This is a genomic window from Erythrobacter sp. S259, assembly GCF_057364965.1.
On the sequence record NZ_CP200286.1, the window covers coordinates 1,128,191 to 1,154,921 of the forward strand.

At 56.8% G+C, this 26,731-nt stretch carries 25 protein-coding genes and 1 pseudogene; 8 read left to right on the forward strand and 18 right to left on the reverse strand.

Annotated features, from left to right (window positions below):
- Positions 1-111: 111 nt before the first annotated feature.
- Entirely contained in the window at positions 112-1,968 is a 1,857-nt protein-coding gene (dnaG, locus tag AC0V60_RS05335; RefSeq protein ID WP_486177472.1) for a DNA primase, read from the reverse strand.
- A 162-nt stretch (positions 1,969-2,130) separates the two neighbouring features.
- Complete coding sequence (locus AC0V60_RS05340) at positions 2,131-2,583, reverse strand: GatB/YqeY domain-containing protein (protein WP_486177473.1); 453 nt, start codon at positions 2,581-2,583, stop codon at positions 2,131-2,133.
- A gap of 150 nt (positions 2,584-2,733) precedes the next feature.
- Between AC0V60_RS05340 and carA the strand changes: the two genes are divergently transcribed.
- From carA to greA, 5 genes are all read left to right on the forward strand, one after another.
- Positions 2,734-3,975 (forward strand): glutamine-hydrolyzing carbamoyl-phosphate synthase small subunit, encoded by a 1,242-nt coding sequence (gene carA, locus AC0V60_RS05345; protein WP_486177474.1) that lies wholly within the window; start codon positions 2,734-2,736, stop codon positions 3,973-3,975.
- On the forward strand, positions 3,911-4,621 hold the full coding sequence (locus AC0V60_RS05350) for a hypothetical protein (protein ID WP_486177475.1): 711 nt from the start codon (positions 3,911-3,913) through the stop codon (positions 4,619-4,621). The genes carA and AC0V60_RS05350 overlap by 65 nt, the downstream gene beginning before the upstream one ends.
- Entirely contained in the window at positions 4,618-5,178 is a 561-nt protein-coding gene (locus AC0V60_RS05355; protein WP_486177476.1) for a hypothetical protein, read from the forward strand. The genes AC0V60_RS05350 and AC0V60_RS05355 overlap by 4 nt, the downstream gene beginning before the upstream one ends.
- Complete coding sequence (gene carB, locus AC0V60_RS05360; protein WP_486177477.1) at positions 5,178-8,501, forward strand: carbamoyl-phosphate synthase large subunit; 3,324 nt, start codon at positions 5,178-5,180, stop codon at positions 8,499-8,501. Before AC0V60_RS05355 ends, carB begins: the two co-directional genes overlap by 1 nt.
- Before the next feature lie 120 nt (positions 8,502-8,621).
- Positions 8,622-9,098: a transcription elongation factor GreA gene (gene greA, locus AC0V60_RS05365; protein WP_486177478.1), complete on the forward strand. Its 477-nt coding sequence runs from the start codon at positions 8,622-8,624 to the stop codon at positions 9,096-9,098.
- Between the two features lie 19 nt (positions 9,099-9,117).
- Here greA and AC0V60_RS05370 read toward each other — a convergent pair whose 3' ends face one another.
- The 6 genes from AC0V60_RS05370 to AC0V60_RS05395 form a co-directional block, all read right to left on the reverse strand.
- A complete protein-coding gene (locus AC0V60_RS05370) occupies positions 9,118-9,594 on the reverse strand; it encodes a GNAT family N-acetyltransferase (protein WP_486177479.1) in 477 nt (158 codons plus the stop codon).
- A gap of 17 nt (positions 9,595-9,611) precedes the next feature.
- A complete protein-coding gene (locus tag AC0V60_RS05375; protein ID WP_486177480.1) occupies positions 9,612-9,842 on the reverse strand; it encodes a DUF4170 domain-containing protein in 231 nt (76 codons plus the stop codon).
- A 172-nt stretch (positions 9,843-10,014) separates the two neighbouring features.
- Positions 10,015-10,623, reverse strand: coding sequence for a hypothetical protein (locus tag AC0V60_RS05380; RefSeq protein ID WP_486177481.1), 609 nt, complete (start codon positions 10,621-10,623; stop codon positions 10,015-10,017).
- A complete protein-coding gene (locus AC0V60_RS05385) occupies positions 10,613-11,005 on the reverse strand; it encodes a hypothetical protein (RefSeq protein WP_486177482.1) in 393 nt (130 codons plus the stop codon). The genes AC0V60_RS05380 and AC0V60_RS05385 overlap by 11 nt, the downstream gene beginning before the upstream one ends.
- Positions 11,002-11,451 (reverse strand): phage holin family protein, encoded by a 450-nt coding sequence (locus tag AC0V60_RS05390; protein ID WP_486177483.1) that lies wholly within the window; start codon positions 11,449-11,451, stop codon positions 11,002-11,004. The genes AC0V60_RS05385 and AC0V60_RS05390 overlap by 4 nt, the downstream gene beginning before the upstream one ends.
- Positions 11,452-11,493: 42 nt before the next feature.
- On the reverse strand, positions 11,494-12,102 hold the full coding sequence (locus AC0V60_RS05395; RefSeq protein ID WP_486177484.1) for a hypothetical protein: 609 nt from the start codon (positions 12,100-12,102) through the stop codon (positions 11,494-11,496).
- Between the two features lie 212 nt (positions 12,103-12,314).
- Here AC0V60_RS05395 and eno point away from each other — a divergent pair, with 212 nt between their 5' ends.
- Positions 12,315-13,604, forward strand: a complete 1,290-nt coding sequence (gene eno, locus AC0V60_RS05400) for a phosphopyruvate hydratase (RefSeq protein ID WP_486177485.1) — start codon at positions 12,315-12,317, stop codon at positions 13,602-13,604.
- A gap of 55 nt (positions 13,605-13,659) precedes the next feature.
- Here eno and AC0V60_RS05405 read toward each other — a convergent pair whose 3' ends face one another.
- The 10 genes and pseudogenes from AC0V60_RS05405 to AC0V60_RS05450 form a co-directional block, all read right to left on the reverse strand.
- Entirely contained in the window at positions 13,660-14,268 is a 609-nt protein-coding gene (locus AC0V60_RS05405) for a winged helix DNA-binding protein (protein ID WP_486177486.1), read from the reverse strand.
- A 327-nt stretch (positions 14,269-14,595) separates the two neighbouring features.
- Complete coding sequence (locus AC0V60_RS05410; RefSeq protein ID WP_486177487.1) at positions 14,596-14,811, reverse strand: hypothetical protein; 216 nt, start codon at positions 14,809-14,811, stop codon at positions 14,596-14,598.
- A 226-nt stretch (positions 14,812-15,037) separates the two neighbouring features.
- Positions 15,038-15,460 carry a 6,7-dimethyl-8-ribityllumazine synthase gene (gene ribH, locus AC0V60_RS05415; protein WP_486177488.1) on the reverse strand — a complete coding sequence of 141 codons (423 nt, stop codon included), beginning with the start codon at positions 15,458-15,460 and terminating at the stop codon, positions 15,038-15,040.
- A gap of 126 nt (positions 15,461-15,586) precedes the next feature.
- Positions 15,587-16,837 (reverse strand): 3,4-dihydroxy-2-butanone-4-phosphate synthase, encoded by a 1,251-nt coding sequence (gene ribB / locus AC0V60_RS05420; protein WP_486179446.1) that lies wholly within the window; start codon positions 16,835-16,837, stop codon positions 15,587-15,589.
- A 780-nt stretch (positions 16,838-17,617) separates the two neighbouring features.
- Positions 17,618-17,968: pseudogene (locus AC0V60_RS05425) on the reverse strand (transglycosylase SLT domain-containing protein); the annotation flags it as partial.
- A gap of 169 nt (positions 17,969-18,137) precedes the next feature.
- Complete coding sequence (gene rodA, locus AC0V60_RS05430) at positions 18,138-19,265, reverse strand: rod shape-determining protein RodA (protein ID WP_486177489.1); 1,128 nt, start codon at positions 19,263-19,265, stop codon at positions 18,138-18,140.
- Complete coding sequence (mrdA, locus tag AC0V60_RS05435) at positions 19,262-21,361, reverse strand: penicillin-binding protein 2 (protein ID WP_486177490.1); 2,100 nt, start codon at positions 21,359-21,361, stop codon at positions 19,262-19,264. Before mrdA ends, rodA begins: the two co-directional genes overlap by 4 nt.
- Positions 21,358-21,915, reverse strand: coding sequence for a rod shape-determining protein MreD (locus tag AC0V60_RS05440; RefSeq protein WP_486177491.1), 558 nt, complete (start codon positions 21,913-21,915; stop codon positions 21,358-21,360). Before AC0V60_RS05440 ends, mrdA begins: the two co-directional genes overlap by 4 nt.
- Complete coding sequence (mreC, locus tag AC0V60_RS05445; protein ID WP_486177492.1) at positions 21,915-22,820, reverse strand: rod shape-determining protein MreC; 906 nt, start codon at positions 22,818-22,820, stop codon at positions 21,915-21,917. The genes AC0V60_RS05440 and mreC overlap by 1 nt, the downstream gene beginning before the upstream one ends.
- A 48-nt stretch (positions 22,821-22,868) precedes the next feature.
- The gene (locus AC0V60_RS05450) at positions 22,869-23,912 is read right to left on the reverse strand and encodes a rod shape-determining protein (protein WP_486177493.1); all 1,044 of its coding nucleotides are present in this window, start codon (positions 23,910-23,912) and stop codon (positions 22,869-22,871) included.
- A gap of 192 nt (positions 23,913-24,104) precedes the next feature.
- Between AC0V60_RS05450 and mutL the strand changes: the two genes are divergently transcribed.
- Complete coding sequence (mutL, locus tag AC0V60_RS05455) at positions 24,105-25,967, forward strand: DNA mismatch repair endonuclease MutL (protein ID WP_486177494.1); 1,863 nt, start codon at positions 24,105-24,107, stop codon at positions 25,965-25,967.
- A 276-nt stretch (positions 25,968-26,243) separates the two neighbouring features.
- Positions 26,244-26,654 (forward strand): hypothetical protein, encoded by a 411-nt coding sequence (locus AC0V60_RS05460; protein WP_486177495.1) that lies wholly within the window; start codon positions 26,244-26,246, stop codon positions 26,652-26,654.
- The last annotated feature ends 77 nt before the right edge of the window (positions 26,655-26,731 follow it).

The window sequence follows — 26,731 nt, forward strand, 5'->3', positions numbered from 1 at the left end:
ATTTTTTCAGTCCGTGTCCCGGGCAATTGTTTGGCCGCCGGATCCCCTTACCCAGCTGTGGCCGATCAATCACCTAACTGTTAATCCCAATCTGGATACAAAAGCCCCAGATTAACCCTGTTCAGCCGGAGCCCCGGCTTTTTTGCGCCCGAATTCCTTGAGGCGCTCATCAACTGTATGGAGCTGTTCTCGCAATCTGGCCTGCTCTACCAAAGCCCCCTCCGGGTCTTCATCAAACCGCGCGATTGTCGCTGCCATAGCAGCTTCAAGCGCTGGTTTTAGGGCCAGCAGCGATACAGCTTCGGACAATTCCTCGCGCGCTTCACCGGGGTCTGTGCCTTCTCGAAGAAAGGCGAACTGATGGTTTTCCGGTGGGGCAGGAATGCCTTCGAGCCCCGATATGGCGTTTGTGACGCCCGAATCAAGTGTTTCTGCAAGCTCCATCAACGATTCTATCGCAGGTGCAGCTTTGTGGTCGGCTAAGGCGAGGCGCGAAAGGGCTTCGGAATGGACCGCGATTTCGTCTGGGTGGCGCACAAGTCCGGCGATCACAGCGGACATTAAGGACGCGCGCTGGCCGCCTGACATGGCCCGCCCGAGCGTCCCGCGCGCTTCGCCTGAAAGGCCTCTGGGGACGGCGCGCCCTGCTTGCCATTTGCCGCCGGAGTTCTTGCTCCAAGCCTTGCCGCCAGAGCTATCACGCTGCGGGAAGGCGAAGGCGGAAAATCGGTCGAGCAATTCGCGGCGGTAGAGTGCCTGAATGTCCTTATTTCCGATTGTGTCGACATGCTCCATCAGCCGGGCTTTGAGCCCAGCTTTGGATTCCGGGGAGCTAAGGGGCTGGGCATCGCGCTCACCTTCCCACAAGGCGTCTAGCAAGCTTTTGGGATTGGCGAGCAATTGGCCCATCGCTTTTGCCCCTTGCGCATTGATCAAATCATCAGGGTCCATCCCGCTTGGAAGGCGGACGATGGAAAGAGAGCGCATGGGGGCGAGAAGGGGAAGGGCGCGTCCAATTGCCCTCATGGCGGCGCGCTCACCTGCTTTATCGCCGTCGAAGCATAGCACGGGCACTTCAACCATGCGCCACAGCATTTCCAGCTGCGTTTCGGTCAGAGCGGTTCCCAAAGGCGCAACCGCATCCTCGAAGCCCGCCTGCGCGAGCGCGACCACATCCATATACCCTTCGACCACAACAATCCGCCCTGATTGGCGCGAGGCAGGTGAGGCGCGGTGGAGATTGTAGAGCGTCCGGCCTTTATCAAAGAGCGGCGTGTCGGGGGAGTTTAGATATTTCGCCACCCCATCGCGCTTGTCCATGATCCGCCCGCCAAAGGCGATCACTCGGCCCCGCGCGTCTTGGATCGGGAGCATGACCCGGCCACGAAAGCGGTCATAGGTCGTGCCGTCATCGGTCTTGATCCGCATGCCGGTCTCAACCAGCATTTCGTCATCATACCGGGCAAGGGCGCGGTTCAACGCCTGCTTGCTCTCGGGCGCATAGCCAAAGCCAAACTCTTGCAAGACTTCCGGTTTTAGACCGCGTCCCGCAAGATATTGCATCGCCTCGCGGCCATCGGAACTGCGCAGATTGTCGTAAAACCACCCCTGCGCATCGGTGGTCACATCAATCAGCTCGGCGCGTTTCTCTGCCTTCTTTGCAGCCACTGGGTCCGGGGCAGGGACCTCCATCCCAGCTTCGCCCGCAAGCTCCTTGCAAGCGTCGATAAAAGACAGCCCGCGCTGCTCCGTCATCCACGAGATGACATCGCCATGCGCACTGCAACCAAAGCAGTGGTAGAAGCCTTTCTGATCGTTGACGTAAAAGCTGGGCGTCGCCTCATTATGAAACGGGCAGCACGCCTTAAACTCGCGCCCCGCACGGGTGAGCTTGGTCGTGCGATTGATCACGGTAGAAAGCGTGATCCTCGCGCGCAGCTCATCCTTCCATTGCGGGGTGATAGACATGGGTTTGTTATGCCTTAGGTGGGCTCGGTGTGTCGAGCATGAGAGCGCAGTAGTTTTGCACTAGCTTTACACACCCACCTCCGTTCGTCCTGAGCCTGTCGAAGGACGCGCTCTTGTGCCTACCAATCGTACTTCGACAAGCTCAGCACGAACGGTGTTATGTTACGACAAAGCCGCCTTCACAAGCCCGCTCGCCAGTTTCCCATCGAGCACCGCGCCGTGTTTTGCTTTCAAAGCGCCCATGACCTGGCCCATATCTTTCATCGAAGACGCGCCGGTTTCTGCCTTGATCGCTTCAATCGCGGACCTAGTTTCCTCTTCGGACATCATCTGCGGCAAGAAACCTTCGATTACGGCCAGTTCCGCTTTCTCATTATCCGCAAGCTCCTGACGGCCGCCCTTCTCGTACATCTCAATCGATTCGCGGCGTTGCTTGGCCATTTTTTGCAGCACGCTCGTCACCAGGGCATCGTCGTCGATATCCTTACCCGACGTGCGCTCTTCAATATCGCGGTCCTTGATCTTAGCGCTCATCTGGCGAAGGGTGGCAGTGCGCTCCTTCCCCTTGGCTTTCATCGCGGTAATGGTCGCTGCTTTGATATCATCGCGGATCATCGAAAAATCGTCTTTCTTGTGGATTGAATTACGTATGCAGGCCGCTTAGCCCAAATATGCGTCCCTAGATAGGTTGACGTGAGCCCCTCGCAAGCTTAGCGGGTGGGTCTTAGCGACATTGCTGGAAAACCTTATCTCGGAGAGCCCCAAATGGCTTCTGCTGCCACTATTCCTGCGCAACCTGATGGTGCGACGGGTTGTCTTGTTTTGGCCGATGGAACGGTTGTTTGGGGGCGCGGGTTTGGAGCCTCCGGTGACGCGGTGGGTGAAGTGTGCTTCAACACGTCGATGACCGGATACCAAGAGGTGATGACCGATCCCTCTTACGCAGCGCAAATCGTCACCTTCACCTTTCCCCATATCGGAAACGTCGGCACGAACGGCGAGGATATTGAAAGCACTGTTGAAGGCGCGGTGGGCTGCGTTGTGCGCGAAGATGTGACTGAGCCTTCGAACTTCCGCAGCTTGGAGCGCTTCCAAGAGTGGATGGAGAGAAATGGCAAAATCGGCCTATCGGGCGTCGATACGCGGGCTCTCACCCGCCGTATCCGCCTATCCGGCGCGCCCAATGCGGTGATTGCCCATTCGATAGAGGGCAAGTTTGACATTCCCGCCCTCATCAACCGCGCGCAGGGCTGGGCAGGGCTAGAGGGCATGGACCTCGCCATCCGAGTAAGCCGCGCCACCCAAGAAAACTGGGAAGGCGGCTACTGGCGCTTGGGTCATGGCTATGGCCGCGCGAACCGCGATGCGACCCCGCATGTGGTCGCGATCGACTATGGCGCGAAGGACAACATCTTCCGGAACCTCGTACGCGCTGGTGCCAAGGTGACGGTGGTCCCTGCCAAGACGCCTTACGACGACATCATGGCGCTAAAGCCCGACGGAGTGTTCCTCTCCAACGGTCCCGGAGACCCGGCGGCGACAGGCGAGTACGCGGTGCCGGTGATCAAGAAATTGCTCGAAGCTAACATGCCGCTTTTTGGTATATGTTTGGGCCACCAAATGCTTGCTCTCGCAGCTGGCGCAAAGACGATCAAAATGCACCAAGGCCACCGCGGCGCAAACCACCCGGTTCAGCGTGTCGGAGAGGGCTGGGGCGAGACCACGGGGCTCGTTGAGATCACCAGCATGAACCACGGCTTTGCAGTCGATGCGGAGACGTTGCCCGAGACGCTGGAGCAGACCCATGTGAGCCTCTTTGACGGCTCCAACTGCGGGATTGCGGTGAAGGGAAAGAACGCGTTTGGAGTGCAGTACCACCCGGAGGCGAGCCCCGGTCCGCAAGATAGCTTCTACCTCTTCGAGAAGTTTGTCGGGGGTTGGGGTGAGCGAAGTAGCTATCGAAACCGTTCTAGATGCCTACTATTTCAAGCAAACGAGCAATCTTAGATTTGCCGATGGCTTTTTGGATATTGATGAGTTGACTGAACAAGCCCGTGAGTTGTTTGAAAAACTGCCGGGTCTGGCAATGACCGAGCCCGTGGAAGACACAAATGTAGGTGCAGAGAGGTTCTTGGGCTATCTCCTAGAAGCGGGTTGCTTCCAAAAGAAGGAGATACCCTTTTCGCGCCCGGTTTTTCGTTTTGTTCCGAACAAATTTTCTGACTATCGAAATGCCTTCCTCAATGGGAGCTCGGTGTACAATCAGTCGAAGGATTATCCGAGGTATTTTGCCCGCGTTTTTGAGGGGTATCTAGATAAGACTGAATTGATCAAAGTCAGCGAAATCGGTGAAACAGTCGGCGCAGATGTGATCGCCTCGCAGAACTGGCCAGTGGTTGGCGAAGTTCTCCAAGGAGAGACGCTGAAAGAGATTAGGTCCAAGGCGATTGAACTAGCCAGCGCTATCCAACAAGCCGATTTAGAAGACAAGCTAAAGGGACAACTGCTAGCAAGAACTCGTGCAGTGATGGCGCTCTTAGAGGCAGACGATCCTGAATGGCCAGAGATCGTGAACCTTCTCAACTACCCATATTTGACTGCATTCCTCAATGCGTATGCTATTCTGTCGATTGTTCTCGGGCTCGCGTCATGATCCGGCGAAGTGCTTCAGTGCTCATGGTGATTAGCCTCACCGGCTGCCACATCCTCTTCCCCGAGGACCCGCGCGAGGGCGCAGAGCTCAGCGAAGAATGTCCCACACGCGTCGCCAGCCTACTCGGCCCCACCAGCCAATTCGCCAGCTACCCAGAGGAAATGGGCGTCCCCACATTCACCTTCGACATCACCAAAATGGCGTTTGAGGACATGCAGCGCCTGATGGTGGAGGGGAGCGACGACACTGCTGGCAACCGTGCGATGACGTCCACCAATGAGACCTCCACCGCCGTCGATATCTTCATGCAAACACCCGTCGATGAGAAGGGCGCTTTCTTCACTGGCCGCGACCCTGCGCTTTACCGCGTGCGCGGCGGGCTTCAGCCCAAATCGACCATGATCGCAAGCGGCTGTGCCCGGCAACAAGAGGGCATGCGGCTGATTATGATCGACGTGGGCCCCGTGCCTGTTGAGCCCGAGCCCGAGCCCGAAACTGACCCCGACAACACCGAAACAACTTCCGAAAACGCCAGCCCCCAAAACGAGAGCCAATAATGCCCAAACGTAATGACATCTCCTCTATCCTTGTGATTGGCGCTGGGCCGATCATCATCGGGCAGGCGTGCGAGTTCGACTATTCGGGCACGCAGGCGATTAAGGCTCTGAAAGAAGAGGGGTACCGGGTCATTCTGGTGAACTCGAACCCGGCAACGATCATGACCGATCCCGAGTTTGCCGACGCGACCTATGTCGAGCCGATTACGCCCGAAATCGTCGCCAAGATCATCGCCAAGGAAAAACCCGACGCGCTGCTCCCCACGATGGGCGGGCAGACGGCCCTAAACTGCGCGCTGGCTCTGGAGGATATGGGCATCCTCGAAGAGCACGGCGTCGAGATGATCGGGGCAAAAGCGGACGCCATCGACAAGGCGGAGAACCGCCAGCGGTTCCGCGATGCGATGGACAAAATCGGGCTGGAAAGCGCTCGCAGCGGCGTTGCCAACACCATCGAAGAAGCGCGCGAAATCGTGAAGCGCACAGGCCTTCCCTCGATCATCCGTCCAAGCTTCACCCTTGGCGGCACGGGCGGGGGGATTGCTTACAATACGCAGGAATTCGACCGGATCGTGCGCGAGGGGCTCGATGCCTCTCCCACCACCGAAGTTCTGATCGAAGAATCGCTGCTGGGCTGGAAAGAGTATGAGATGGAGGTTGTGCGCGATAAGGCGGACAATTGCATCATCATCTGCTCGATCGAAAACGTCGATCCCATGGGCGTGCACACGGGCGATTCCATCACGGTGGCCCCGGCGCTGACCCTGACCGACAAAGAGTATCAGATCATGCGCAATGCCTCGATTGAGGTGCTGCGTGAGATCGGCGTTGAGACAGGCGGCTCTAACGTTCAATTCGCGGTAAACCCCAAGGACGGGCGCCTCATCGTGATTGAGATGAACCCGCGTGTGTCACGCTCTTCCGCATTGGCGTCCAAGGCAACCGGCTTCCCCATCGCGCGCGTCGCGGCGAAATTGGCGGTGGGTTATACGCTCGATGAAGTCACCAATGAGATCACCGGGGCTACGCCTGCAAGCTTTGAGCCCACGATCGACTATGTTGTCACCAAGATCCCGCGCTTCACTTTTGAAAAATTCAAAGGCGCAGAGCCCTATCTTGCCACCGCGATGAAGTCGGTTGGCGAGGTGATGGCGATTGGCCGCAACTTCCAAGAGAGCGTGCAAAAGGCGCTTCGCGGACTCGAAACAGGGCTCGACGGATTTAATCGGGTGACCGAGATTGAGGGCGTCCACAAAGATGTCATAACCGCCGCTCTGTCAAAGCGCACCCCTGATCGTCTGCTCCAAGTGGGGCAAGCGTTTCGCGAGGGGCTTTCCCTGGAGGATATCCAGAATGTCACCGGATACGATCCATGGTTCCTGCGTCAGATCGAAGCGATTATTGCAGCGGAGAAAGGCGTTCAGGTCGACGGACTTCCGCGCAATGCTGCGGGCCTTCGCAAGCTCAAATCAATGGGCTTTTCTGATAAGCGCCTCTCGACCTTGGCGGTGCGCAGCGTAGGCGTTAAAGACGGGCTTGCCGAGACACAGGCCAAACGTTCCGGTCTCCTCCACGATGCGCTCCAGGCCATGGCAGGGGCAACCAGCGAAGAGGAAGTGCGCGAGCTTCGCCACAGTCTAGGCGTGACGCCTGTGTTCAAACGCATCGACTCTTGTGCGGCTGAGTTTGAGGCGATTACGCCGTACATGTACTCCACCTATGAGGCCCCGACCTTTGGCGAGCCTGAGTGCGAGGCAGATGTCTCAGATCGCAAAAAGATCGTCATCCTTGGTGGCGGGCCCAACCGGATCGGGCAGGGGATTGAATTCGACTATTGCTGTGTCCACGCCTGTTTTGCGCTGGCTGAGCAAGGTTTTGAGACGATCATGGTCAACTGCAACCCGGAGACCGTTTCGACCGATTACGACACGTCCGACCGCCTCTATTTTGAGCCTTTAACAGCAGAAGACGTGCTTGAAATCCTGCGGGTAGAGCAGCAATCGGGTGAGCTTGTCGGTGTTATCGTCCAGTTTGGCGGTCAAACACCTCTGAAACTCGCCCAAGCCTTGGAAGATGCCGGGATCCCGATCCTTGGTACATCACCCGATGCCATTGATCACGCCGAAGACCGCGAGCGGTTTGCGAAGCTCGTGAATGAGCTGGGCCTGAAACAGCCCGACAACGGTATTGCCTACACCCGCGATGAAGCCGCGGCAGCAGCAGCACGTATTGGCTATCCTGTGCTCTTGCGTCCAAGTTTCGTGCTCGGCGGCCGCGCGATGGAAATCGTCGATAGCGAAGCTCAACTTGATGACTATATCAAAACCGCCGTGAACGTGTCCGGTGACAGCCCTGTGCTGGTCGACCAATACTTACGCGATGCGATTGAGTGCGATGTCGATGCGCTGTGCGATGGCGACGAAGTGCGCATCGCAGGCGTGATGCAGCATATCGAAGAGGCAGGGGTCCACTCCGGCGACAGCGCCTGCACCTTGCCGCCATATTCGCTCCCTCAAGAGATCATTGAGGAAATGGAGCGTCAGGCCGAAGCGCTTGCCTTTGCGCTCAAAGTACGCGGCCTCATGAACGTCCAATTCGCGGTTAAAGATGGTGAGGTCTACCTCATCGAAGTGAACCCGCGCGCGAGCCGCACCGTACCCTTCGTTGCCAAAGCCATCGGGCAACCCGTCGCCAAAATCGCCGCGCGCGTCATGGCAGGCGAAAAGCTAGCCGATTTCGAACCCTTCCGCCGCGATCTGCCTTACATGGCGATCAAAGAGGCCGTGTTCCCATTTGCCCGCTTCCCCGGCGCTGACCCTGTGCTGTCGCCTGAAATGAAGTCGACGGGCGAAGTCATGGGGCTCGACTGCGCTTTCGAGCCTGCGTTCTTCAAATCGCAGCTGGGCGCCGGAATGGTTCTGCCGCAAGAGGGCACCGCGTTTGTCTCTGTTAAAAACGGAGACAAAGGGCAAATCGTCTCAGCGGTTCGAGACCTCATTGACTGCGGCTTTAAAGTCGTCGCGACCTCAGGGACGCAGCGCTATCTGACCGAACAGGGATTGGACGTCGAACTGGTAAACAAGGTTGCCGAAGGACAGCCGCATATTGTCGATAAAATCATCGACGGTGAAATTGCGCTCATCTTCAACACGACCGAAGGGTGGCAGTCTTTGATGGACTCAAAATCCATCCGCGCCACCGCCTTGGAAAAGAAGGTTCCGTATTACACAACAGCCGCGGCATCGCGCGCTGTTGCGGCCTCAATTAAGGCGCTTAAACCCTCACAGCTTGAAGTTCGGTCTTTGCAAGACTACTATAGCTGAGAATTCACGACGTTCTCCCCTTCATTTCGAGACTACGTGGCCGCTTCTTGCGAGGCGGTTGGGGGCGAAATTTCCCGGATGATAAGCTGGGGGAGGGCGTACAGACTAAGAGAAACAGGAATGGCTACGATGGATAAGGTGCCGATGCTCGCTGAAGGCTATGAGCGTCTGACCACAGACCTTAAGGCGCTTCGCGACGAACGCCCACGAATTGTTGATGCGATCGAAGAAGCGCGCGCGCATGGCGACCTTTCAGAGAATGCTGAATATCATGCCGCTAAAGAGCGTCAGGGCCAGGTTGAAGCGCAAATCGGCGATCTTGAAGGCAAGATCAGCCGCGCGCAGATCATTGATCCTACCACTCTGTCCGGCGACAAAGTGGTGTTTGGCGCGACTGTCACCATGCTGGATGAAGACGACAAACCGGTCAAATATCAGATCGTGGGTGAGACTGAGGCGGATGCTGCTAAGGGCCGCATCTCTTATTCCTCGCCCATCGCCCGTGCTATAATTGGGAAGCAGGTCGAAGAAGAGATCGAGGTTTCGGTCCCTTCTGGCGATAAATTTTATCTTATCGAAAAGATCGAATTCATCTAAAGTTTAAGTCGCAAAGGCCTTATCTCAAAGGCTTTTCCATCGCATAATTGTGGATTGCGACCCCGTGCATCTCAAAGTCACGGCGCTTTAGCATCACGTATCCCGCGCGTTCAAATGGGCCGCGCGCAAGTTCGCTTGCCTCGGTATAGAGTTTTGTCACACCCATTTTGATCGCCTCGCTCTCTGCATGATCGAGTAACCGTGCAGCCAGACCGCGGCCCGAGTGGCCGGGTGAGCAATAGAGCATGTCCAAATGGCCATCTGGCTCCAGCAAGGCATAGGCGGCGATTTCGCCGGTCTCATCGGTCATCACATAAATGTGATGACCTGCCTTCGCGCGCGCAGCAAACCGCTCTGCTTGGATGTGCCCGGATGACCAAACCTCCACCTGCTCAGGCAAATAGCCGCGCGCACCAATAGTCTGGATCGCATCCAGAGTAAGGGCGGCAAGGGCAGGGGCATCGCCCACTTCGTAAGGGCGAAGCGTGTAGGTCATCTCAGTGAAAGCTGCGTTTAGGCGTCTGGTGTAAGAAGCTTGTGGATGTGCACGATGACATATTTCATCTCGGCATCATCGACGGTGCGCTGAGCCTGGGCCCGCCAGGCATCTTCGGCGGCTTCATAAGAGCTGAACACGCCTACGACATGAACGCTTTCAGGGTCGGCAAAGTCGTGGCCGCGCGGGTCAATCACACGGCCTCCCATGACGAGGTGGAGCTTTTGGCTTGGTGTTGCTTCTTCCATGGCGTGCTTCCTTGGGGAGGAGTTAGTAGGGCAAGGCGGTGCGCGGTGCCCCAATCGTTCCCCGCCCGTTAATAGAAGCTCGCTCTAAGCACAAGGCGAGAGAGCAAGCTCTGCCCCCGGCCTAGGCAAGAATTTCTATAGACGAATTTCTATGGGCGAATTCTGGAGCAGCTTAGTGGCGCACACGCTCGGTCAGGTCGCGAACAGCGCGTTCGGCGCGGCGTTTTGTGCGCCTTGTGGCTGTGCGACCCTTGTCGGCGACGCTTCCCGCCATGTAACTGGCCTCTCGGCGAAGATCGCGCGCTTTGGAAACGGCGCTGTCGCCAAAGTCTTCGAGAGTGTCCTTGCCAGCATTAGCCCCGCCAAAGACCTGATCAATGAAAGCGATCGCATGGCCAGCAAGCGCATCAGCGATGAGAGCCCAAAAGGCGCTCGTGCGATCTTTGGTCACATTTTTCACGGTGCCTGCCGCCGTTCCCGCAGCGCTTGTGGCAGCATCGCCAACTTTTACGGCGGCACCGGAGGCAGCGCTCGCAGCACTGGTGGCCGCTTTGCTAGCCGCGCGCTGACCAGGCTGTGTCATAAGGCCGATGGCAACACCCACCACAACAGCGCCGCCGATCACTTTGAGCGGGTTTTCGCGGGTGTAGTCGATCGCAGCCTTCGCCGTATCTCTGGCGGAATCGCCAAGCGTGCGCTCTGCGATCCGGCGCTCATTCGCCTCGATTTTTTGGCGGAGGGTATCGCGTTTGGCTGCGTCGTTGGTATCTTTAGTCGTCATTTGTGTCTCCGGAAGACGGTCCTTCTGGCGGGGTTTCGGTTTCGTTTGGCTGAACGGGGTCCTGAGCAGAGGATTGCGCGGGAGCGGCGTCTTCATCTGGTTCTTCGATTACTTCGGTCATCGCTGCCAGCAGAGGCTCGCGGCCAAACCACAAGGCGAGAGCGCCCAGCATAATCGCGATGATCCCGCGGTTGTCGACGGTGTGGACCTTAGCCACTTCGTAGACGCCCTTTGCACCTTCCGCGACGCCGCCAAGATAGCGATCGGTCAGGCCTTTGGCGGAAAAGGTGGCGCGGGCATGCTTAATGTCGGACATCAGCGCATTTTTGGATGCATCGCGAAGCTCGCGGTAGTCGGTAAGGCGCTCATCAATCGTGCTCATGCGCCATCCTTATCGGAAGAAGAGAAGAGCGAGGATAGCTTTTTGACCCGAGTAAACGCGCCCCATCCAAGCAATCCCACGACCAGCAAAAGCCCGCCAAAGACAATTCCGATAGCGCCCCAGATACCGGTCAGCGGCTCAAACGCCAGAACCAGCCCAACGGCTAGCGCGAGAAAAGCGATGTGGAGCAAGATGAGCGCAACGACGACAAGGCCGAGCGATACGCCCAACAAACGACCAGCATATGCCGCGCGGGTTTTTTGGAAGCCCAGCTCAGCCTCGGCATAGGTTCGCGCATTGTCGATTAGGGCTGATGCTTCGTCCATCAAAGAGGGATCAAAAGGAGGCGCAGCGTTCTCCTGCCCCTCCTCAAGTTCAGTATCAGCAGAATTGGGAGCAGCACCGTCAACGCGTCCAGCGCCGGCGGGCTTTTGAGCCTCCTCCATTCAGTCCCCTCTCTCTAGGCCTTAAGGGCTGCACCCGCCGGTTTAGCGGTTGCGGAACAGGCGTGCGACGAGAAAACCGACAACCGCAGCGATGCCAACCGCGGCCGCTGGGCTTTTGCGGATCGCCTCGCGGGTGTCTTCGCCAAGCTCTTCGATGCTTTTGGCCTCCAGCTTAGCCGAAGTTTCAGCCAGTGTGCGCGAGGCTGACCGGGCATAGTCGCCATATTGCTCGCCAAAACGCTCGTCCAATTGCGTTGCCGTATCGCCCACGGCCTTACCAACAGAAGCGATTGCATCGCTAGCTGCTGCTTTTCCGTCCACAGCCAGTTCGCCTGCGCGTACTTTGGCTTTGTCACCATATTCTTTAACATCAGACATCACGTCATCTCCGCGGCTTTTTGCATTGTCGCGCACCTCATTTGCGCGTGTGTTCGCCTCGTTACGAAGCGCTGCTGCACCTGCCTTTGCTTCCGCAAGAGCTGCATTGAAGCGGCTTTTCGCCTCGACGGTGCCAGTGCCAGCGCTTTCTGCTTCTGCTGTCTTCGCGGTTGCGCCGGTCTTCTTTGGTGCCGCCTTGCGAGTTGTGGTGCGTTTTGCCGCAGTCTTTGCAGGAGCCTTGCGCGTGGTCTTTGTTGTCTTCGATTCTACCATGGGGTCTCTAGCCTTCAAGTTTTTTGCGGTGCACTATCATGTAAATACGAGTTCGTCTCATGCAAGCCTGCCTCATGCAAACCTATGTTTCTTGCACCTTGCACCTCGCGCGCATAAAGGGCGGGGCGAAGCAGTGATGCGGGCATCCGGAGTAGGGGATAACACCGGACGTCCTAATAGTTATATACGTTTCTCACCCCGGAGTTCCAATAATGACAACGATAATTGACATTCATGGCCGCGAAATCCTCGACAGCAGGGGCAATCCGACGGTCGAAGTGGATGTTCTACTCGACGACGGTAGTTTTGGACGCGCGGCGGTTCCCTCAGGTGCGTCCACCGGCGCGCACGAAGCGGTCGAACTGCGCGATGGCGATACGTCTCGTTATATGGGCAAGGGCGTTTTAAAGGCTGTTGAAGCGGTCAATACGGATATTCGCGACTTGCTTGTCGGCGCGTATGATGCGGAAGATCAGCGCGACGTCGATTTGTCCATGATCGCCTTGGATGCCACGGCGAACAAGGGACGACTTGGCGCCAACGCTATTCTCGGCACCAGCCTTGCGGTGGCGAAGGCGGCGGCAAATGCACGCGGACTTCCACTTTATTCCTACCTTGGCGGTGTCGCGGCACACGTCCTTCCGGTGCCGATGATGAACATCATCAACGGCGGTGAGCACGCCGATAATCCTATCGACATTCAGGAATTCATGATCATGCCTGTCGGCGCCAACAGCATTGCAGAAGCTGTGCGGTGGGGCTCAGAAGTGTTTCATACGCTCAAAAAAGGCCTCCACAACAAAGGTTTGGCGACCAGTGTTGGTGATGAAGGCGGCTTTGCCCCTGACCTTGCAAGCACGCGTGCGGCGCTTGATTTTATCATGGCCTCAGTTGAACAAGCGGGCTTCAAACCGGGTGAGGACATAGTTCTTGCGCTCGATTGCGCTGCGACCGAATTTTACCGCGATGGCAAATACGAAATCTCCGGCGAGGGGCTTAGCCTGGACGGGGAGGGCATGGCCGATTACCTCGCAAAGCTGTGCGATGACTATCCTATCTTATCTGTCGAAGACGGAATGAGCGAGGACGATTTCGAGGGCTGGGCCGCCGTCACCAGAGCCATTGGGGACCGGGTACAGCTTGTGGGTGATGACCTGTTTGTGACCAACCCAGCGCGTCTGGGTCAGGGGATCACGGACGGGCTTGCCAACTCGCTTCTCGTGAAGGTTAATCAGATTGGCACGCTGACTGAGACGCTCGCCGCCGTCGATATGGCGACCCGCGCGCGTTACACCTCGGTTATGAGCCACCGTTCGGGCGAAACCGAGGACGCAACTATCGCCGATCTGGCGGTCGCCACCAATTGCGGCCAGATCAAAACCGGCAGCCTCGCGCGCTCTGACAGGCTGGCGAAATACAACCAGCTCATCAGGATCGAGGAAGAGCTTGGTGACAGCGCGGTTTACGCAGGGCGCGGATGTTTCGGATCGCTTGGCGCATAATTACGCATAAATGGGAGGCAGCGGGACGCCGAAACCGCTCAGATGTATGATAAGTTTAGGCCGTGTGCATGGCTTTGGCGAAGTATTTGTCCATTGCCTCGAGGCCCTTATCGGTTAAGCGCACGAGGACACGTCGCTGGTCCTCCGGGTCGTGTTCGCGTACAATCAAGCCTTGCTCGGAGAGGACACCGAGCCATCGCAGACCGGTTGTCGGCGGCGCTGCGGACCCTATGCATGCGCTCGACACCGAGACAGGCTTGCATTCGGATTGGGCAACGTAAAGATCGAGCAATATGTCCCACGCAGGTTCGCCGAAGAGTTCGGCATTTTCGAAAATATCGCACCGCCGCCTGCGAATAGCATAGGCTTCGCGCGCAAGGGCTGCGTAGCGCCTGCGCTGCAATATTGGATCGGAGTGCACGGGGCGCGGTGATTGAGCCGCAGGAATAGGCTCATGCGGTGCAGGTTGTGAAGCCGCACTCAACGCGGCCGTATCAGACATTGTCCGGAACCCCTCGAGAGCGGACATTTCTGCCTGATCCATGCTGCCAGTTGTTTTGCGCAATGCATCAGCAATCACCGACAAGTGTTCCGCCAAAGCGCTGAGATCGGTCCCAGATACCGGCTCATCACCGTTTTGGGGTTGAGCAATCTGTGTAAGCATAAGCCTCTCCATCACTCCGTCCGTGGTTTACACGATTGACGCCGCCTCACCCTGAGGGGGACATCAAATGGAGCAGCCCCATCGCGCGAGCGTGTGGCTGGGGTAAGGCCCTAAAATATTTGATGGTTTTGCAGACACTGTGCATAGGCCAACCCCTTCCCCATAGGGTAGCGCCAAGCCAGTATGGCGTGGTTCAGTGGATCGCTTGCCCCTGTTAATGTTTAATCGAGCCTACGGTGCGGAACACTAAGGGAGACCCCGTAGTTTGAGCGCAAGAATGGTCCATTATCCAACAAACCAAGCGATTAAACCGCCAATATGGAGGGACTAGCCGTTCTCCTCGTTGAAAAAGATCCGCGCGCCGTTGGAGTTTTGCCCGCCCGTTTCGACCACCTGAAGGTTTTTTTCCAATTGCTCGATCGCAGCGTTGACATGAATAGCAGCTATGCCTGCTCCTGCTTGGTCAAGCAGGCTGAGCACGCCTTTTAGTTCGTCCATACAGAACTTAAGTTCATCGACTTCGTGGGAAGTGAGTTGGATCATCCCGCCCTCCTTATCTTTTTCGCAATGTGGGAGCACCAAGGGACCCTTTCGGGGCCGCCTAGGGACAACCCTTAGCTGGGCGTGGTGGAGGGAGGTATCCGTACAAACACGTAGTTATGGGCATAAGAAGGCGCTGCCACAGGATATTATACATGCAGGCGTCTTAAACGTCTCAGCACGGACACGCGGACAGATCGGCTGCTATGGCTCAGGCGTCTACTATGGCTTAAGCATCAAAACGCGCTTGAAGATCAAGAAGCGCTATGGCTGCATTGGCCGCTTCGCCGCCCTTATCCTTTTGCGCAGGATCAGCGCGCACGCTGGCTTGAGCTTCATTTTCAACCGTCAAAATGCCGTTGCCGATAGCAATGCCGTCCATCGTCAGAGCCATAATCGCCCGCGCGCTCTCACCAGCGACAATCTCAAAGTGATAAGTCTCTCCGCGAATAACCACACCAATCGCTACAAAAGCGTCATACTCCCCGCTCTCTGCCGCGAGGGCGATGGCCCCTGGAATTTCCAGTGCGCCTGGAACTGTGAGCACTTCGGCATCGTGACCCGCAGCTTTCAGGACGGCTTTTGCCCCTGCAATCAGCTGATCGTTGAAAGCTTCATAGAAACGCGCTTCGACGATGAGTATTTTTGCCATGGTTCGGGTCCTTTGCTGTGGATGGATGTTGCGTGGCGGCTCAGATCGCCCACATCACGGGCAGAAAATGCGTGAAGAAAGGGAGAGCTTGAGGCAAGCCCTAAAGGCAGACCTTTACCCTTCCGATTACTCAGGGATGGGCAGGTGGCCGGTGACCGAAATGCCATAGCCTTCAAGCGCCACGAGATCAGGGCGCGAATTGGACAGCAGAGTCATTTCCTGCACGCCGAGATCAGCGAGGATCTGCGAGCCGATACCGATGTTGCGATGCTCTTCATCGGGCGTCCATTTGGCACCCTGGCCCACGCGCTGCGTTAGGATCACGATAATGCCGGCTCCTTTGTCACCAATCGCACCCATTGCTCTTTGCAAAGTGCGCTTGCGCGGCCCTGGAGCGCCCAGGACATCGTCAAACACAGAGATAGGATGGACGCGAGTGAGGGTGGGTTCGCCAGGTGTAATATGCCCTTTTTGGAGCACATAGGCCTCATTATCGGATACGGTGTTGCGATAGGTTATCATGCGCCACTGGCCGCCGTAATCGCTTTCAAAGCTGCGCTCATCTACGCGCTCGATCAGATAATCGTTGCGCATACGGTAAGCAATAAGATCGCGAATGGTGCCGATTTTGAGCTCATGTTTGCGCGCAAATTCGATCAAGTCATCGAGACGGGCCATGGTCCCATCCTCATTCATGATCTCGCAGATCACTCCAGAGGGGTTTAGGCCAGCGAGCCGGGAAATATCGACCGCCGCCTCTGTATGGCCAGCGCGAACAAGTGTCCCGCCATCACGGGCCATTAGTGGGAACACATGTCCCGGCGTAACGATATCATCTGAACCCTTGCTCGCATCAATCGCCACCGAAATCGTTCGCGCCCGGTCTGCTGCTGAGATGCCGGTCGTGACCCCTTCTTTAGCCTCAATCGAGACAGTAAAGGCGGTTTGCATGCTTTCCTTGTTGTTGCGGCTCATCGGGTCGAGCCCAAGCTGATCCACACGCGCTTTGTCGAGTGCCAGACAGATGAGCCCCCGGCCGTGCGTTGCCATGAAGTTCACTGCGGCCGGTGTTGCCATCTGGGCAGGGATAATGAGATCGCCTTCATTCTCGCGGTCTTCATCATCGACAAGAACGTACATCCGTCCGTTGCGCGCTTCGTTGATAATCTCTTCAGCGCCGACAAGGACGGGTGTGTTGTCGTTGGCGTCGAGGAATTTTTGCAATTTTGCAAGCGTCTCCGCAGTGGGGTTCCAATCCGCTTCGCTGGCGTCGCGCAATGTGTTTGCGTGCAGACCAGCAGCGCGCGCAATTCCCGCTTTTGTAAATGCGCCAGCTGCGATGAGTTTCTGGACCTGTGTGATTGTTGATGTGTTCATGGGGTCGGTATAACACATTTCGATGTGATTGCAACTTTGACGGTGTGATCTGCTTGGCTGTGGTGGATTGCCGAGCGCCTGCGTGAAACCGGTTAATTTTCCCGTCGCCTCTCCTAAAGTGAGTGCTGCCCGTTGAAGCTTTGAGCTCGCCGACTTTTGCCCGTTTGCAGAATAATCGTTGATACCAAGCCCGGTAAGCAAACTTTGTGCCGACAGGACCTGCAATCTGTCAGATGCCTTTCGTGAGCTGATACCTAGCCCATCTGTCGCCCGTGAAAGTTGGAATGCGGCTCCATTCTGCGATGCGAAAGCGTGGCCGATTGGTACAGCCCCCACATCCGCATCCGCAGCGTTGAGATCTGCAAGCGCAGTTTGCATCTTTCGCTCAAAATGATCCAAGACACTGCGCAAGCTTCTCGCGCGGCCCGACCGGGTGAAAAAGACCGGGCGATTGGCGCGCGCGGCCTTGGGGAAAAGGTAGGCCGCCATTTGGTGGGGATTGTGTTTCCATGCCGTCATGAAACGAACTGCCCCGCCGCCTCCGAGAAAATGCGCGAGATAAAGCTCGGTTGATTTCGCTGTTCGGCCAAGAACATTTCTCAACCGTTCTCCATTATCGACAGCAAACGAAGCGGCCACGAGTGAGGCAAGTTCGGGGTTATAACGCAATTCAAGTTGCTCTTGGCGCGTGGCGTCGGGGGAGAGACCGCCGGAAATCGCCGCTTTTGCGCGGATTTTATCCCTGTATTTGTCCAAGCTGCCCAGCCATGTGCCCTCAATGAACTGAAAAAGGCCAGCTGCGCTCGATGTGCGCGCTTTTGCCCTGGGATCAAGGCCAGATTCGAGCTGCGCCTGAGCTAGCAGATACTCATATTCGACACCTGTTTGCTGAGATGCACGCCAAATGGCATTCATAACTTTTGCGCTGGGCACATTTAGGTGCTTGCTCTGGTCACGGTTTGAGGAGGCGGTATTGGGCAAAAAACCGCGGGCAGCAGGACTGTTTCCCAACCGCTGATAAGAGCTATGATCAGGATTGAACTCTTTGAAATCTTGCGCAAATGCAGGCAATGCACAGCTTAATAGCCAAGCTGACAAGAGAATATGCAAGATCGCTGCGGCCCTACCCATTCAATCGGGATAGGCCAGCAAGGGTTAAAGAGAGCCTGACGCTGCGCGGACAAATTCACCCACTCACGCCGCCGTCATCTTGGCGGTTCGTCACCGGACGTGAGGCTCTGCGCAGATAAGCGGTTAGTTCAAGTTGGAGGGCTGATTGATTGCCGCGAGCGCAATGCGTTCAGCTGGACAAACCTGAACGAGGCGCTTCGCGGTTCCATCTGTTGACCATCATAAGCACGCCGATGCAGATCATATTGGTCATCATCGAAGAGCCGCCATGGCTCATAAAGGGTAGGGGAATGCCAACCACGGGCGCCATTCCCATAACCATCATGAGGTTGACCGCGACGTAGAAGAAAATCGTTGCCGTCATTCCGGCCGCGAGAAGACTGGCAAAACGGTCCTGTGATTCTCGGGCCACGCGCAAACCCCAACCCAATATTATGGTGAAAACGGCGAGCACAAATAGGCCTCCTGCCAAACCCCATTCCTCAGCCATTGTGGCGAAGACAAAGTCTGTCTGCGGCTCGGGTAAATACTGCAAATGGCTTTGCGAACCGTTGTTAAACCCTTTTCCGAAAACGCCTCCAGAACCGATTGCGATCTTGGACTGATTGATATGATAGCCGGCACCCAAAGCGTCCGCCTCAGGGTTGAACATCGTCATGACGCGGCGCTGCTGGTAATCTTGGAGGCCAAAGAAGTAGACGAGAGGGGCAGCCGCCGCCGCAGCAGCACCGCCTCCTATGAACCATTTCAGGGGCAAGCCTGCCAAAAGCATCACCACCGCGCCGCCAAATACGATAGCCAGTGAGGTTCCCAGATCGGGCTGGAGCAAAACCAATGAGACGGGCAGAGCAATCAGAACGCCAGGGATAACCAAAGCGCGCCAGCCAGCAATCATTCCAAGCGGGAGGCTGGCATAAAACTGAGCAAGGGTGACAACGATAACCGGCTTCATAAGCTCAGAAGGTTGGAGCACCATGAAGCCAAGGTCGAGCCACCTCTGGCTTCCTCCGCGAACATTGCCGAGAATTTCCACCCCGACAAGGAGCAGCATAACAACGACATAGGCCGGATAGGTCATGAACCGAACAAAAGCGCGCGGGAGCGAGGCGATGATTGAGGCCATCACCAAGAATACGCAGAAGCGGACCAAGTGCGAGGATGCGAACGGGTCCATTTTGCCGCCCGCCGCAGAAAAAAGCACAGCTGCGCCGAACGCTACAAGCAGGAACAACGGGACGAGCATTCCCCACGGTTGGCGCGCTATCGGCTCGGGTATGACACCTGTGTTTGCGCTCATGTGGAAGGCTCAGCCGCTGGAGGGGGCACGATTGAATCGGGCGGAGGTGTTCCTGAGGCGGATTGATCTTCTCTCGGCTTAACGAAGTTATCGCCGATTTCCTGTGTTTGTTCTGCTTCGAGCCGTGCCTCTGCCTCGACCTTGTCGAAGATATCCTCATCGCGCTGGGGAGGGGGTGAAACGACTGTGCCGCGCTCGGCTGCATACGCGGCATAACGCTTCTCGAGCCGTTCCTGCGCAGTGCCGCCCCACTGACTTTCGAGGCGTTTGAGTGCGTCAACCCCTTTGGCGGGATCGAAAATGAATGTCACGACATCGCGCGCAATGGGGTATGCAGCGCCCGAGCCGCCGCCATGCTCAATGACAACGGCGCCTGCATAACGCGGGTTTTCTGCCGGCGCATGGAAAGTGAACAACCCGTGATCGCGGTACTTCCACGGACCGCTGCGGCCATCAGACACGCTCAGTGATACGACTTGCGCAGTTCCGGTTTTGCCCGCAATCTTTACATTATCGAGCGGCAGACGCGCTCGGCGGGCAGTACCGGCGCCGTTGACCACATTGCTCATCCCCTGATGGACATAGGCAAGCTGCTCAGGATCAAAGCCATAGCTTTCAGGCTTCTCCGCCGGACTATCCAGAAGCAGGCGGGGGCTCACGCGTTTACCAGTGGCGAGCCGCGCGCTCATCACGGCCAGCTGTAGAGGGCTTGCGAGATAATATCCCTGTCCGATGGATGCATTGACTGTATCAAACGCCTGCCATTCGCGCCCGAACTTGTTGAATTTCCAGTCAGATGTAGGAACAGTGCCATAAAATTGACTGGTTACGGGAAGCTCAAATTCCTGCCCCATGCCAAGATCTTTGGCGAGCGCTGCGACCTTATCGAAACCGATTTGCTGGGCGAAGTGGTAGAAGTAGCTGTCGCAGCTTTGCGCGATGGCTTTGTCCATATTGACCACGCCGTGATTGGAGTGGCAGTTGAAAAACCTGCTCCCAATCCGCCGCCCGCCGCCGCAAACGATTGTGTCTTGCGGCGAGACTCCGGCCTGTAGAAACGCCAAGCAGTGCATTGGCTTAACCGTTGATCCTGGTGGATAAAGCCCTTTCAGAACCTTGTTGCGTAAGGGCACGCGTTGATCCTCGCGCAGCATCGAGTATTCGACAGATCCTATGCCATCGGAAAAGCTGTTTGGGTCAAAGCTTGGCATCGAGGCCATGCACAACAGGTCGCCTGTCTGGCAGTCCAAGACCACGACTGAACCGCTTTCCAGTCCAATACGGCGCGCTGCATAATCCTGAAGCGGGCCGTCAATGGTGAGCTTCACCGCATCGCCTTGGATATCCTCGCGCGTCTCAAGATCGCGGACAATGCGGCCGCCGGCCGTTACCTCGACCCGGCGCGCTCCGGGTGTTCCGCGAAGTCCCTGTTCGAATTGTTTTTCAAGACCATCCTTGCCGATCTTATAACCGGGTGTGATCAGGATGGGGTTTCGATCAAGCTCATATTCCTCAGCCGATGCAGGGCCGACATAGCCAATCAAATGGCCAACTGAAGAGGCAGTGGGGTAAAACCGCGAAAACCCGCGTTGAGGTACCACCCCTTGCATATCAGGAAGCCTCACGCTGAGCGCTGCGAAATGCTCATATCTGAGACCGCTTGCCACTTCGACAGGGGCAAACCCGCGTGCGCTTTCGACCTTTGCTTTAAGGTCGGTGACACGGTCAGGCTCAAGCTCCAGCAGCGCACCGATCTCAGAGAGCATACGCCCGGGATCGGACAAGCGATCAGGAATCACATCGACGCGAAAATCAGCACGATTGGAGGCTAGAGGAGCGCCGTTGCGATCCAAAATCCATCCACGCCGCGGCGGAATGAGAGTAAGGTTGACCCGGTTACTCTCTGACTCGAGGAGATATTTCTCATTCTCAGCAATCGCGAGATAGCCCATACGGCCAGCCAGAAGAACGGCAACGGAAGCTTGGATCCCGCCAATGACCACCGTGCGGCGATCAAAGGTATTGCGCAATGTCGAGGCATTCACCACGGGACCCGCGCGCCTCGCACCGCTCTTGAATTTGAAAAACCGTTTCACCCGATCCTCCGCGCCCGTGAAAGGCGGAACCGATCAGCCCGCGCAATCACCCGTGCAAGCAGCGGGTAGAGCAGGATCGAAAGCGCAACTTGAGGGGCAAGCAGGCTAAAGAGAGTGGGTGAGATGGTGGCTCCGGAAACAAGCATGGCAGCCGCGATATACAGCGCGATTGCGAAACCTGCAGTGAACCAATCTTGCCAGAATCCTCGCCAGGGGAACCTGGTTTCGATAAGTTCTAACGCGATCATAGTGAGCGACCACAAGAATATCGCGCTTCCAAAAGGTTGCCCGCTAAAAAAGTCATCAAACGCGCCCAGCGGAACGCCAACCCACATCGGCATAAGCCCCGGGCGCATCAGTCTCCAACCAAGGAAAATGATAAAGCCCAGCGGCGGGGCAATCGGCATAATGTCTGCCATTATAAAGAATGGCAGGAGAGAGCCCAAAACGATTGTCACGTAATGAACGGAGTGCGTCCGCCAAGGGTCTTGCACCCGGTTGATATTCGCGCCGCCATAGGCGCGGTGATGGGTAGGTGGTTCAAGCCCGTCCATCAGTTCGAAAGCTCTTCTTCGGTTAGTTCGTCGCGCTCCCTGACCCCGGCTGCTTCCACTGCCTTGGGCTCGTAAATCGGCTCAACGCTGACATAGTTGGTTGCCGCTGGTTCAGCGATCAGCTGCGCGATGCCGCCGTCGGGGGTGATCTCAGAAAGCACCGCAACGGCCACACCGGGGCGGTAATAACCGCCAGCCCCGCTGGTCACAAAAACATCGCCAACTTCAAGCGGATTAATACCAAGGTTGATGAGGCGAATCCGCAAAAGTCCATCTCCGCGCCCTTCTGCAAAGGCGACCGTCTGATCGGATGCGCGGCGCACTGGCAGTACGCTTTCGGTATCGGTCAAAAGCAGCACGCGCGAGGAGGCGAGTGAGGTTTCCAGCACCCGTCCGATTACCCCTCGCTCTGAATGCACGGGCATGCCGATTTCAATACCATCGCTATTTCCGACACCGATATAAGCGAAGCGGCGAACCGATGACGCGCTTGAGGCAACAAGGCGGGTCGTTGCAATCGGAGGGGTCTCTTCGTTGTAGAGCCCTAGAAGCGCCTTTAACCGGTCATTTTCAGCCTCAACTGCTTCAGCCTCAGCGATCCGGATACGGGCGATCTCGATCTCTTCGCGCAAATTTGCGTTTTGGCTGCCCGCGTACCAAAAACCGCTTACCGTATCCCAGATGCTTTGCCGCTCGGTGCGAACAGCGGCAGTGACCTCGCCTGCGGGGCTAACCGCAGTGGTCGCGCCGCCGCGCAAAGGTTGCATGATGGAGGGCTGCCAAAGAGAAATCACCAACAGCGCAAGGCCCAGCACCGCGCCAAGGGTCGCCAACAAATATCCGGTAAATACCGAATATTGCTGCTTTTTCGAAAAGCCCGATCGACGCGATTTGGGCGACGCCATGGCCTTAGCTATTCCCTTGCTTCAAATGTTTCCTCAGTCGGTACTCTATCAGGCGGTCATCAAAACGCCGCGGTAAATCGGGTCTTCCATCGCGCGGCCTGTGCCGATCGCAACACAGGTGAGCGGGTCTTCTGCGATCGAAACTGGAAGACCAGTTTCCTCGCGAAGATGCTCATCCAAACGGCGGATCAGCGCGCCGCCACCAGTAAGCACGATGCCTTGATCGACGATGTCAGCAGCCAGTTCAGGCGCAGTATTCTCAAGCGCGATCCGCACACCTTCGACGATAGCGCCGATAGGTTCGGACAAAGCCTCTGCCACATGAGCCTGATTGATGGTGATCTCTTTGGGTACACCGTTCACAAGGTCGCGGCCCTTGAGGGTGATGCTTTCGCCAGCGCCGTCTTCAGGCACAACTGCGATGCCGTAGTCTTTTTTGATCCGCTCAGCGGTTGCATCGCCAATCAACAGATTGTGATGCCGCCTGACATAGGAGACGATTGCTTCGTCCATCTTGTCACCGCCAGTGCGCACCGATGTCGTGTAGGCAAGACCACGAAGCGAAAGGACGGCAACCTCAGTCGTACCGCCGCCTATATCGACGACCATCGACCCCACAGGCTCTGTCACCGGCATATCAGCGCCAATCGCCGCGGCCATAGGTTCAAGGATAAGGTGCACTTCGGATGCACCAGCGTTGGACGCGGCATCACGAATGGCGCGCTTCTCAACGGAGGTCGAACCTGAGGGCACACAAATAACGATCTCTGGATAGCGGAACAGATTGCGTTTGCCATGAACCTTGCGGATGAAGTGCTTGATCATCTCCTCCGCAATTTCGATGTCCGCGATAACACCGTCGCGAAGCGGACGGATCGCCTCAATCGTATCAGGCGTTTTGCCCATCATCATCTTCGCATCATCGCCAACCGCTTTGACACGTTTGATCCCGTTGATGGTCTCAATCGCGACCACCGAAGGCTCATTCAAGATAATCCCTTGATCCTGAACATAGACCAACGTGTTCGCGGTCCCAAGATCGATCGCCATATTTTGCGATCCGAATTTGAAAAGATTGGCAAAGAAGCTCATTTTGCAGTGTTTCCGTGATGTCCCAAAGTAGCATACCGCATGCGCGGCCAGCTCTCCAAAGATCGTGTTCACACGATGTGTTCACTCCGCCTAGCGAAACCCGCGCAAAAGGGAAAATTTTTTGTTGAGAGAGAAGGCGATTTTCCCCGGTGATACTCGAAATTGCGTTGATTAAGCGCTAGCTTGCGACAAATGCCCCAAATCCGACGCCTTCCTGAAACACTTGTGAACCGTATTGCGGCGGGCGAAGTGGTTGAAAGACCTGGGGCAGCGCTCAAAGAGCTGGTTGAAAATGCAATTGATGCAGGCGCTGCGCGAATCGCTGTGGCGCTCGTCGATGGCGGGCTCACCCGGTTGGAGGTCACCGATGATGGCTGCGGAATGGGGCCAGAGGAAATGGCTTTGGCGCTAGAACGCCATGCAACCTCCAAATTGCCGGATGAAGCCATCGAAATGGTGGCGACACTAGGCTTTAGAGGAGAAGCGTTGCCGTCGATTGCCAGTATCGCACGTCTGACCCTTGAAAGCCGGGTGAGAGGGGCAACAGATGGCTGGCGCCGTGTGGTCGACCATGGCGAAGTGGTCGAGGAAGGGCCTGCTGCGCTTCCGTTCGGTACGCGCATTCGGGTTGAGCAAATCTTCGCGAAAGTTCCCGCACGCCGCAAATTTCTGCGCACACCTCGCAGTGAATATATCGCCTGCCTCGACTGTGTACGCCGTCTGGCGATGGCGCGGCCAGATATAGCCTTCACCCTTGAAAACGTCGTCGATGGAAAGACCCGCAAAGGTCTGACCACCCAGAGCAATGAAGCGCTTGCCACCCGTGTTTCGCAGATTGTTGCGCGCGAGCTTAAAGACAATGCGGTTGAGATTGAACTCACGCGCGATGGCCCGCATGGGACGATCCGCCTCACAGGCCTCGCGGGGCTCCCGACGTACAATCGCGGGGTGGCTGATCACCAATATCTCTTCGTGAACGGCCGTCCGGTGAAAGACAAGCTGCTAACAGGCGCAGTGCGCGGGGCCTATTCCGATATGCTGGCGCGCGACCGCCATGCGGTGCTGGCGCTGTTCCTTGATATCCCGCCGCAAGACGTCGACGTGAATGTGCATCCGGCCAAGACAGAGGTGCGCTTTCGCGATGCCGCTGGGGTTCGCGGATTTATCGTCTCTGGCCTTCGCCAGGCGCTCGCCACCGGTGACAGGCGTTCTGCGCAAGGGCCTGACCGTACGGCGATGGGGCGATGGGAGGCGGAACCTTCGGGCCCTATCGCGCAGCAAGAGCAAGCACCCGCTTTGCGCTCTATGTTTGAGACGCGCCCGGTTGCAGAGCTACAAAGCCATGTCGCCGAGGCGCGGCCTGCTTTTACAAACCCTCATGCGCCCTCTGCTCAGGATCACGCTTTGCCGCAAGGCCGGGCAGAAGAAGCGGCGGCGATGCCGGAAGCGGCGCAGGATTACCCACTTGGGATAGCGCGCGGACAAGTCGCAAGCACCTATATCGTTGCCGAAAGCAGTGACGGGCTTGTCCTTGTCGATCAGCACGCAGCGCATGAGCGTCTTGTGCTCGAGCGCTTGAAGCGGTCGGGCGCAGAAGAAGCTGTGCAACGCTCGCAAGCGCTTCTTGTCCCTGATGTGGTCGAGATGGATGAGGCGGATTGTGACCGACTTGAAGAAGCGGCTGAGGGCCTTGCGCGCTACGGTCTGGTGGTTGAACGCTTTGGCCCTGCCGCCATGTTGGTGCGCGCCGTTCCTTCGGCAATTGCGAAGGCGGATACTGCCCGGTTACTGCGTGATCTAGCCGATGATATTGCCAAGCACGGGCGTCAGGAAGACAGCGGCTCTCTGCTCCTCGCGGAACGTCTGGACTATGTGCTTGCTACAATGGCGTGCCATGGGTCAGTCAGGGCAGGGCGGGTGCTAAGCGTTGCTGAAATGAACGCACTTCTTCGCGAGATGGAGGCGACACCGCGTTCGGGTCAGTGCAATCACGGAAGGCCGACCTGGGTTAAGTTGGCTCTTGAAGATGTGGAGAAACTCTTCGGGCGGCATTGAGCGATATCCAGCAACATTGATGACAAGGCGCTAGAAAGCTGCGGCAACTGGCTTAGATCTTTTTCGGATCAAAGCGTGTTAGCGAGCGTTACAGTCACAGTGTCCTTTACAAGTGCATAATATGATTAAGTTAATCATTGTTCCAAATAATATCAGCTCATTTCTTCAAGATTTTGTCATATCTGATTTTATTTAGACTTGAACTTTCAAATGTATTTGGCTGTAATGCTCAATGTTCGCGACGTTCTGGAAATTTAGCGAGCGCAAAGGGGGTAAATGAAGCCGGGTTGGACTAATTCGTTAGCTGATCCTGTCATTTTGCAGGCAGAAAAGGTGTTTTCTCAAAGGCAGGCGCGGGGTCTGGTCATCGACCCGGACCTTTTGGGTGAACCAGCGTGGGACATCCTCCTTTGTGCATTTATCGCGGCGGGAAAAAAGAACGCGTGCAGCACCGAAAGTTTGGCCAAGGACTTGAGCCTTTCGCAGGTCGCTGCCCAGCAATGGGTTGATCTACTGTCATTGCGGGGCTTTTTGCAGCATAGCGGCGCATCGGTCACGGTCACCGCGAAGTCTGATCGGCTGCTGCGCAATATGTTTGGGGCGCAAATGCGCGACCTGCTTCATGAGTGGGCAGGCGGCGACGGGAGGCTTGAATTTTCAAGCAGTCAGGACCCAATAGCCAGCTAAGGATTGCGCCGGGCTTATTACGAGGGGAAACATCCATCCTCAAAGATCCGCTCACCGGCTTATTCCAGACCGGGATT

Coding starts and splice junctions, on each gene's coding strand:
- dnaG (WP_486177472.1), bottom strand. CDS start 1,968: ATGTCTATCACCCCGCAATGGAAGGATGAGCTGCGCGCGAGGATCACG.
- AC0V60_RS05340 (WP_486177473.1), bottom strand. CDS start 2,583: ATGATCCGCGATGATATCAAAGCAGCGACCATTACCGCGATGAAAGCC.
- carA (WP_486177474.1), top strand. CDS start 2,734: ATGGCTTCTGCTGCCACTATTCCTGCGCAACCTGATGGTGCGACGGGT.
- AC0V60_RS05355 (WP_486177476.1), top strand. CDS start 4,618: ATGATCCGGCGAAGTGCTTCAGTGCTCATGGTGATTAGCCTCACCGGC.
- carB (WP_486177477.1), top strand. CDS start 5,178: ATGCCCAAACGTAATGACATCTCCTCTATCCTTGTGATTGGCGCTGGG.
- greA (WP_486177478.1), top strand. CDS start 8,622: ATGGCTACGATGGATAAGGTGCCGATGCTCGCTGAAGGCTATGAGCGT.
- AC0V60_RS05370 (WP_486177479.1), bottom strand. CDS start 9,594: ATGACCTACACGCTTCGCCCTTACGAAGTGGGCGATGCCCCTGCCCTT.
- AC0V60_RS05375 (WP_486177480.1), bottom strand. CDS start 9,842: ATGGAAGAAGCAACACCAAGCCAAAAGCTCCACCTCGTCATGGGAGGC.
- AC0V60_RS05380 (WP_486177481.1), bottom strand. CDS start 10,623: ATGACGACTAAAGATACCAACGACGCAGCCAAACGCGATACCCTCCGC.
- AC0V60_RS05385 (WP_486177482.1), bottom strand. CDS start 11,005: ATGAGCACGATTGATGAGCGCCTTACCGACTACCGCGAGCTTCGCGAT.
- AC0V60_RS05390 (WP_486177483.1), bottom strand. CDS start 11,451: ATGGAGGAGGCTCAAAAGCCCGCCGGCGCTGGACGCGTTGACGGTGCT.
- AC0V60_RS05395 (WP_486177484.1), bottom strand. CDS start 12,102: ATGGTAGAATCGAAGACAACAAAGACCACGCGCAAGGCTCCTGCAAAG.
- eno (WP_486177485.1), top strand. CDS start 12,315: ATGACAACGATAATTGACATTCATGGCCGCGAAATCCTCGACAGCAGG.
- AC0V60_RS05405 (WP_486177486.1), bottom strand. CDS start 14,268: ATGCTTACACAGATTGCTCAACCCCAAAACGGTGATGAGCCGGTATCT.
- AC0V60_RS05410 (WP_486177487.1), bottom strand. CDS start 14,811: ATGATCCAACTCACTTCCCACGAAGTCGATGAACTTAAGTTCTGTATG.
- ribH (WP_486177488.1), bottom strand. CDS start 15,460: ATGGCAAAAATACTCATCGTCGAAGCGCGTTTCTATGAAGCTTTCAAC.
- ribB (WP_486179446.1), bottom strand. CDS start 16,837: ATGAACACATCAACAATCACACAGGTCCAGAAACTCATCGCAGCTGGC.
- rodA (WP_486177489.1), bottom strand. CDS start 19,265: ATGAGCGCAAACACAGGTGTCATACCCGAGCCGATAGCGCGCCAACCG.
- AC0V60_RS05440 (WP_486177491.1), bottom strand. CDS start 21,915: ATGGACGGGCTTGAACCACCTACCCATCACCGCGCCTATGGCGGCGCG.
- mreC (WP_486177492.1), bottom strand. CDS start 22,820: ATGGCGTCGCCCAAATCGCGTCGATCGGGCTTTTCGAAAAAGCAGCAA.
- AC0V60_RS05450 (WP_486177493.1), bottom strand. CDS start 23,912: ATGAGCTTCTTTGCCAATCTTTTCAAATTCGGATCGCAAAATATGGCG.
- mutL (WP_486177494.1), top strand. CDS start 24,105: ATGCCCCAAATCCGACGCCTTCCTGAAACACTTGTGAACCGTATTGCG.
- AC0V60_RS05460 (WP_486177495.1), top strand. CDS start 26,244: ATGAAGCCGGGTTGGACTAATTCGTTAGCTGATCCTGTCATTTTGCAG.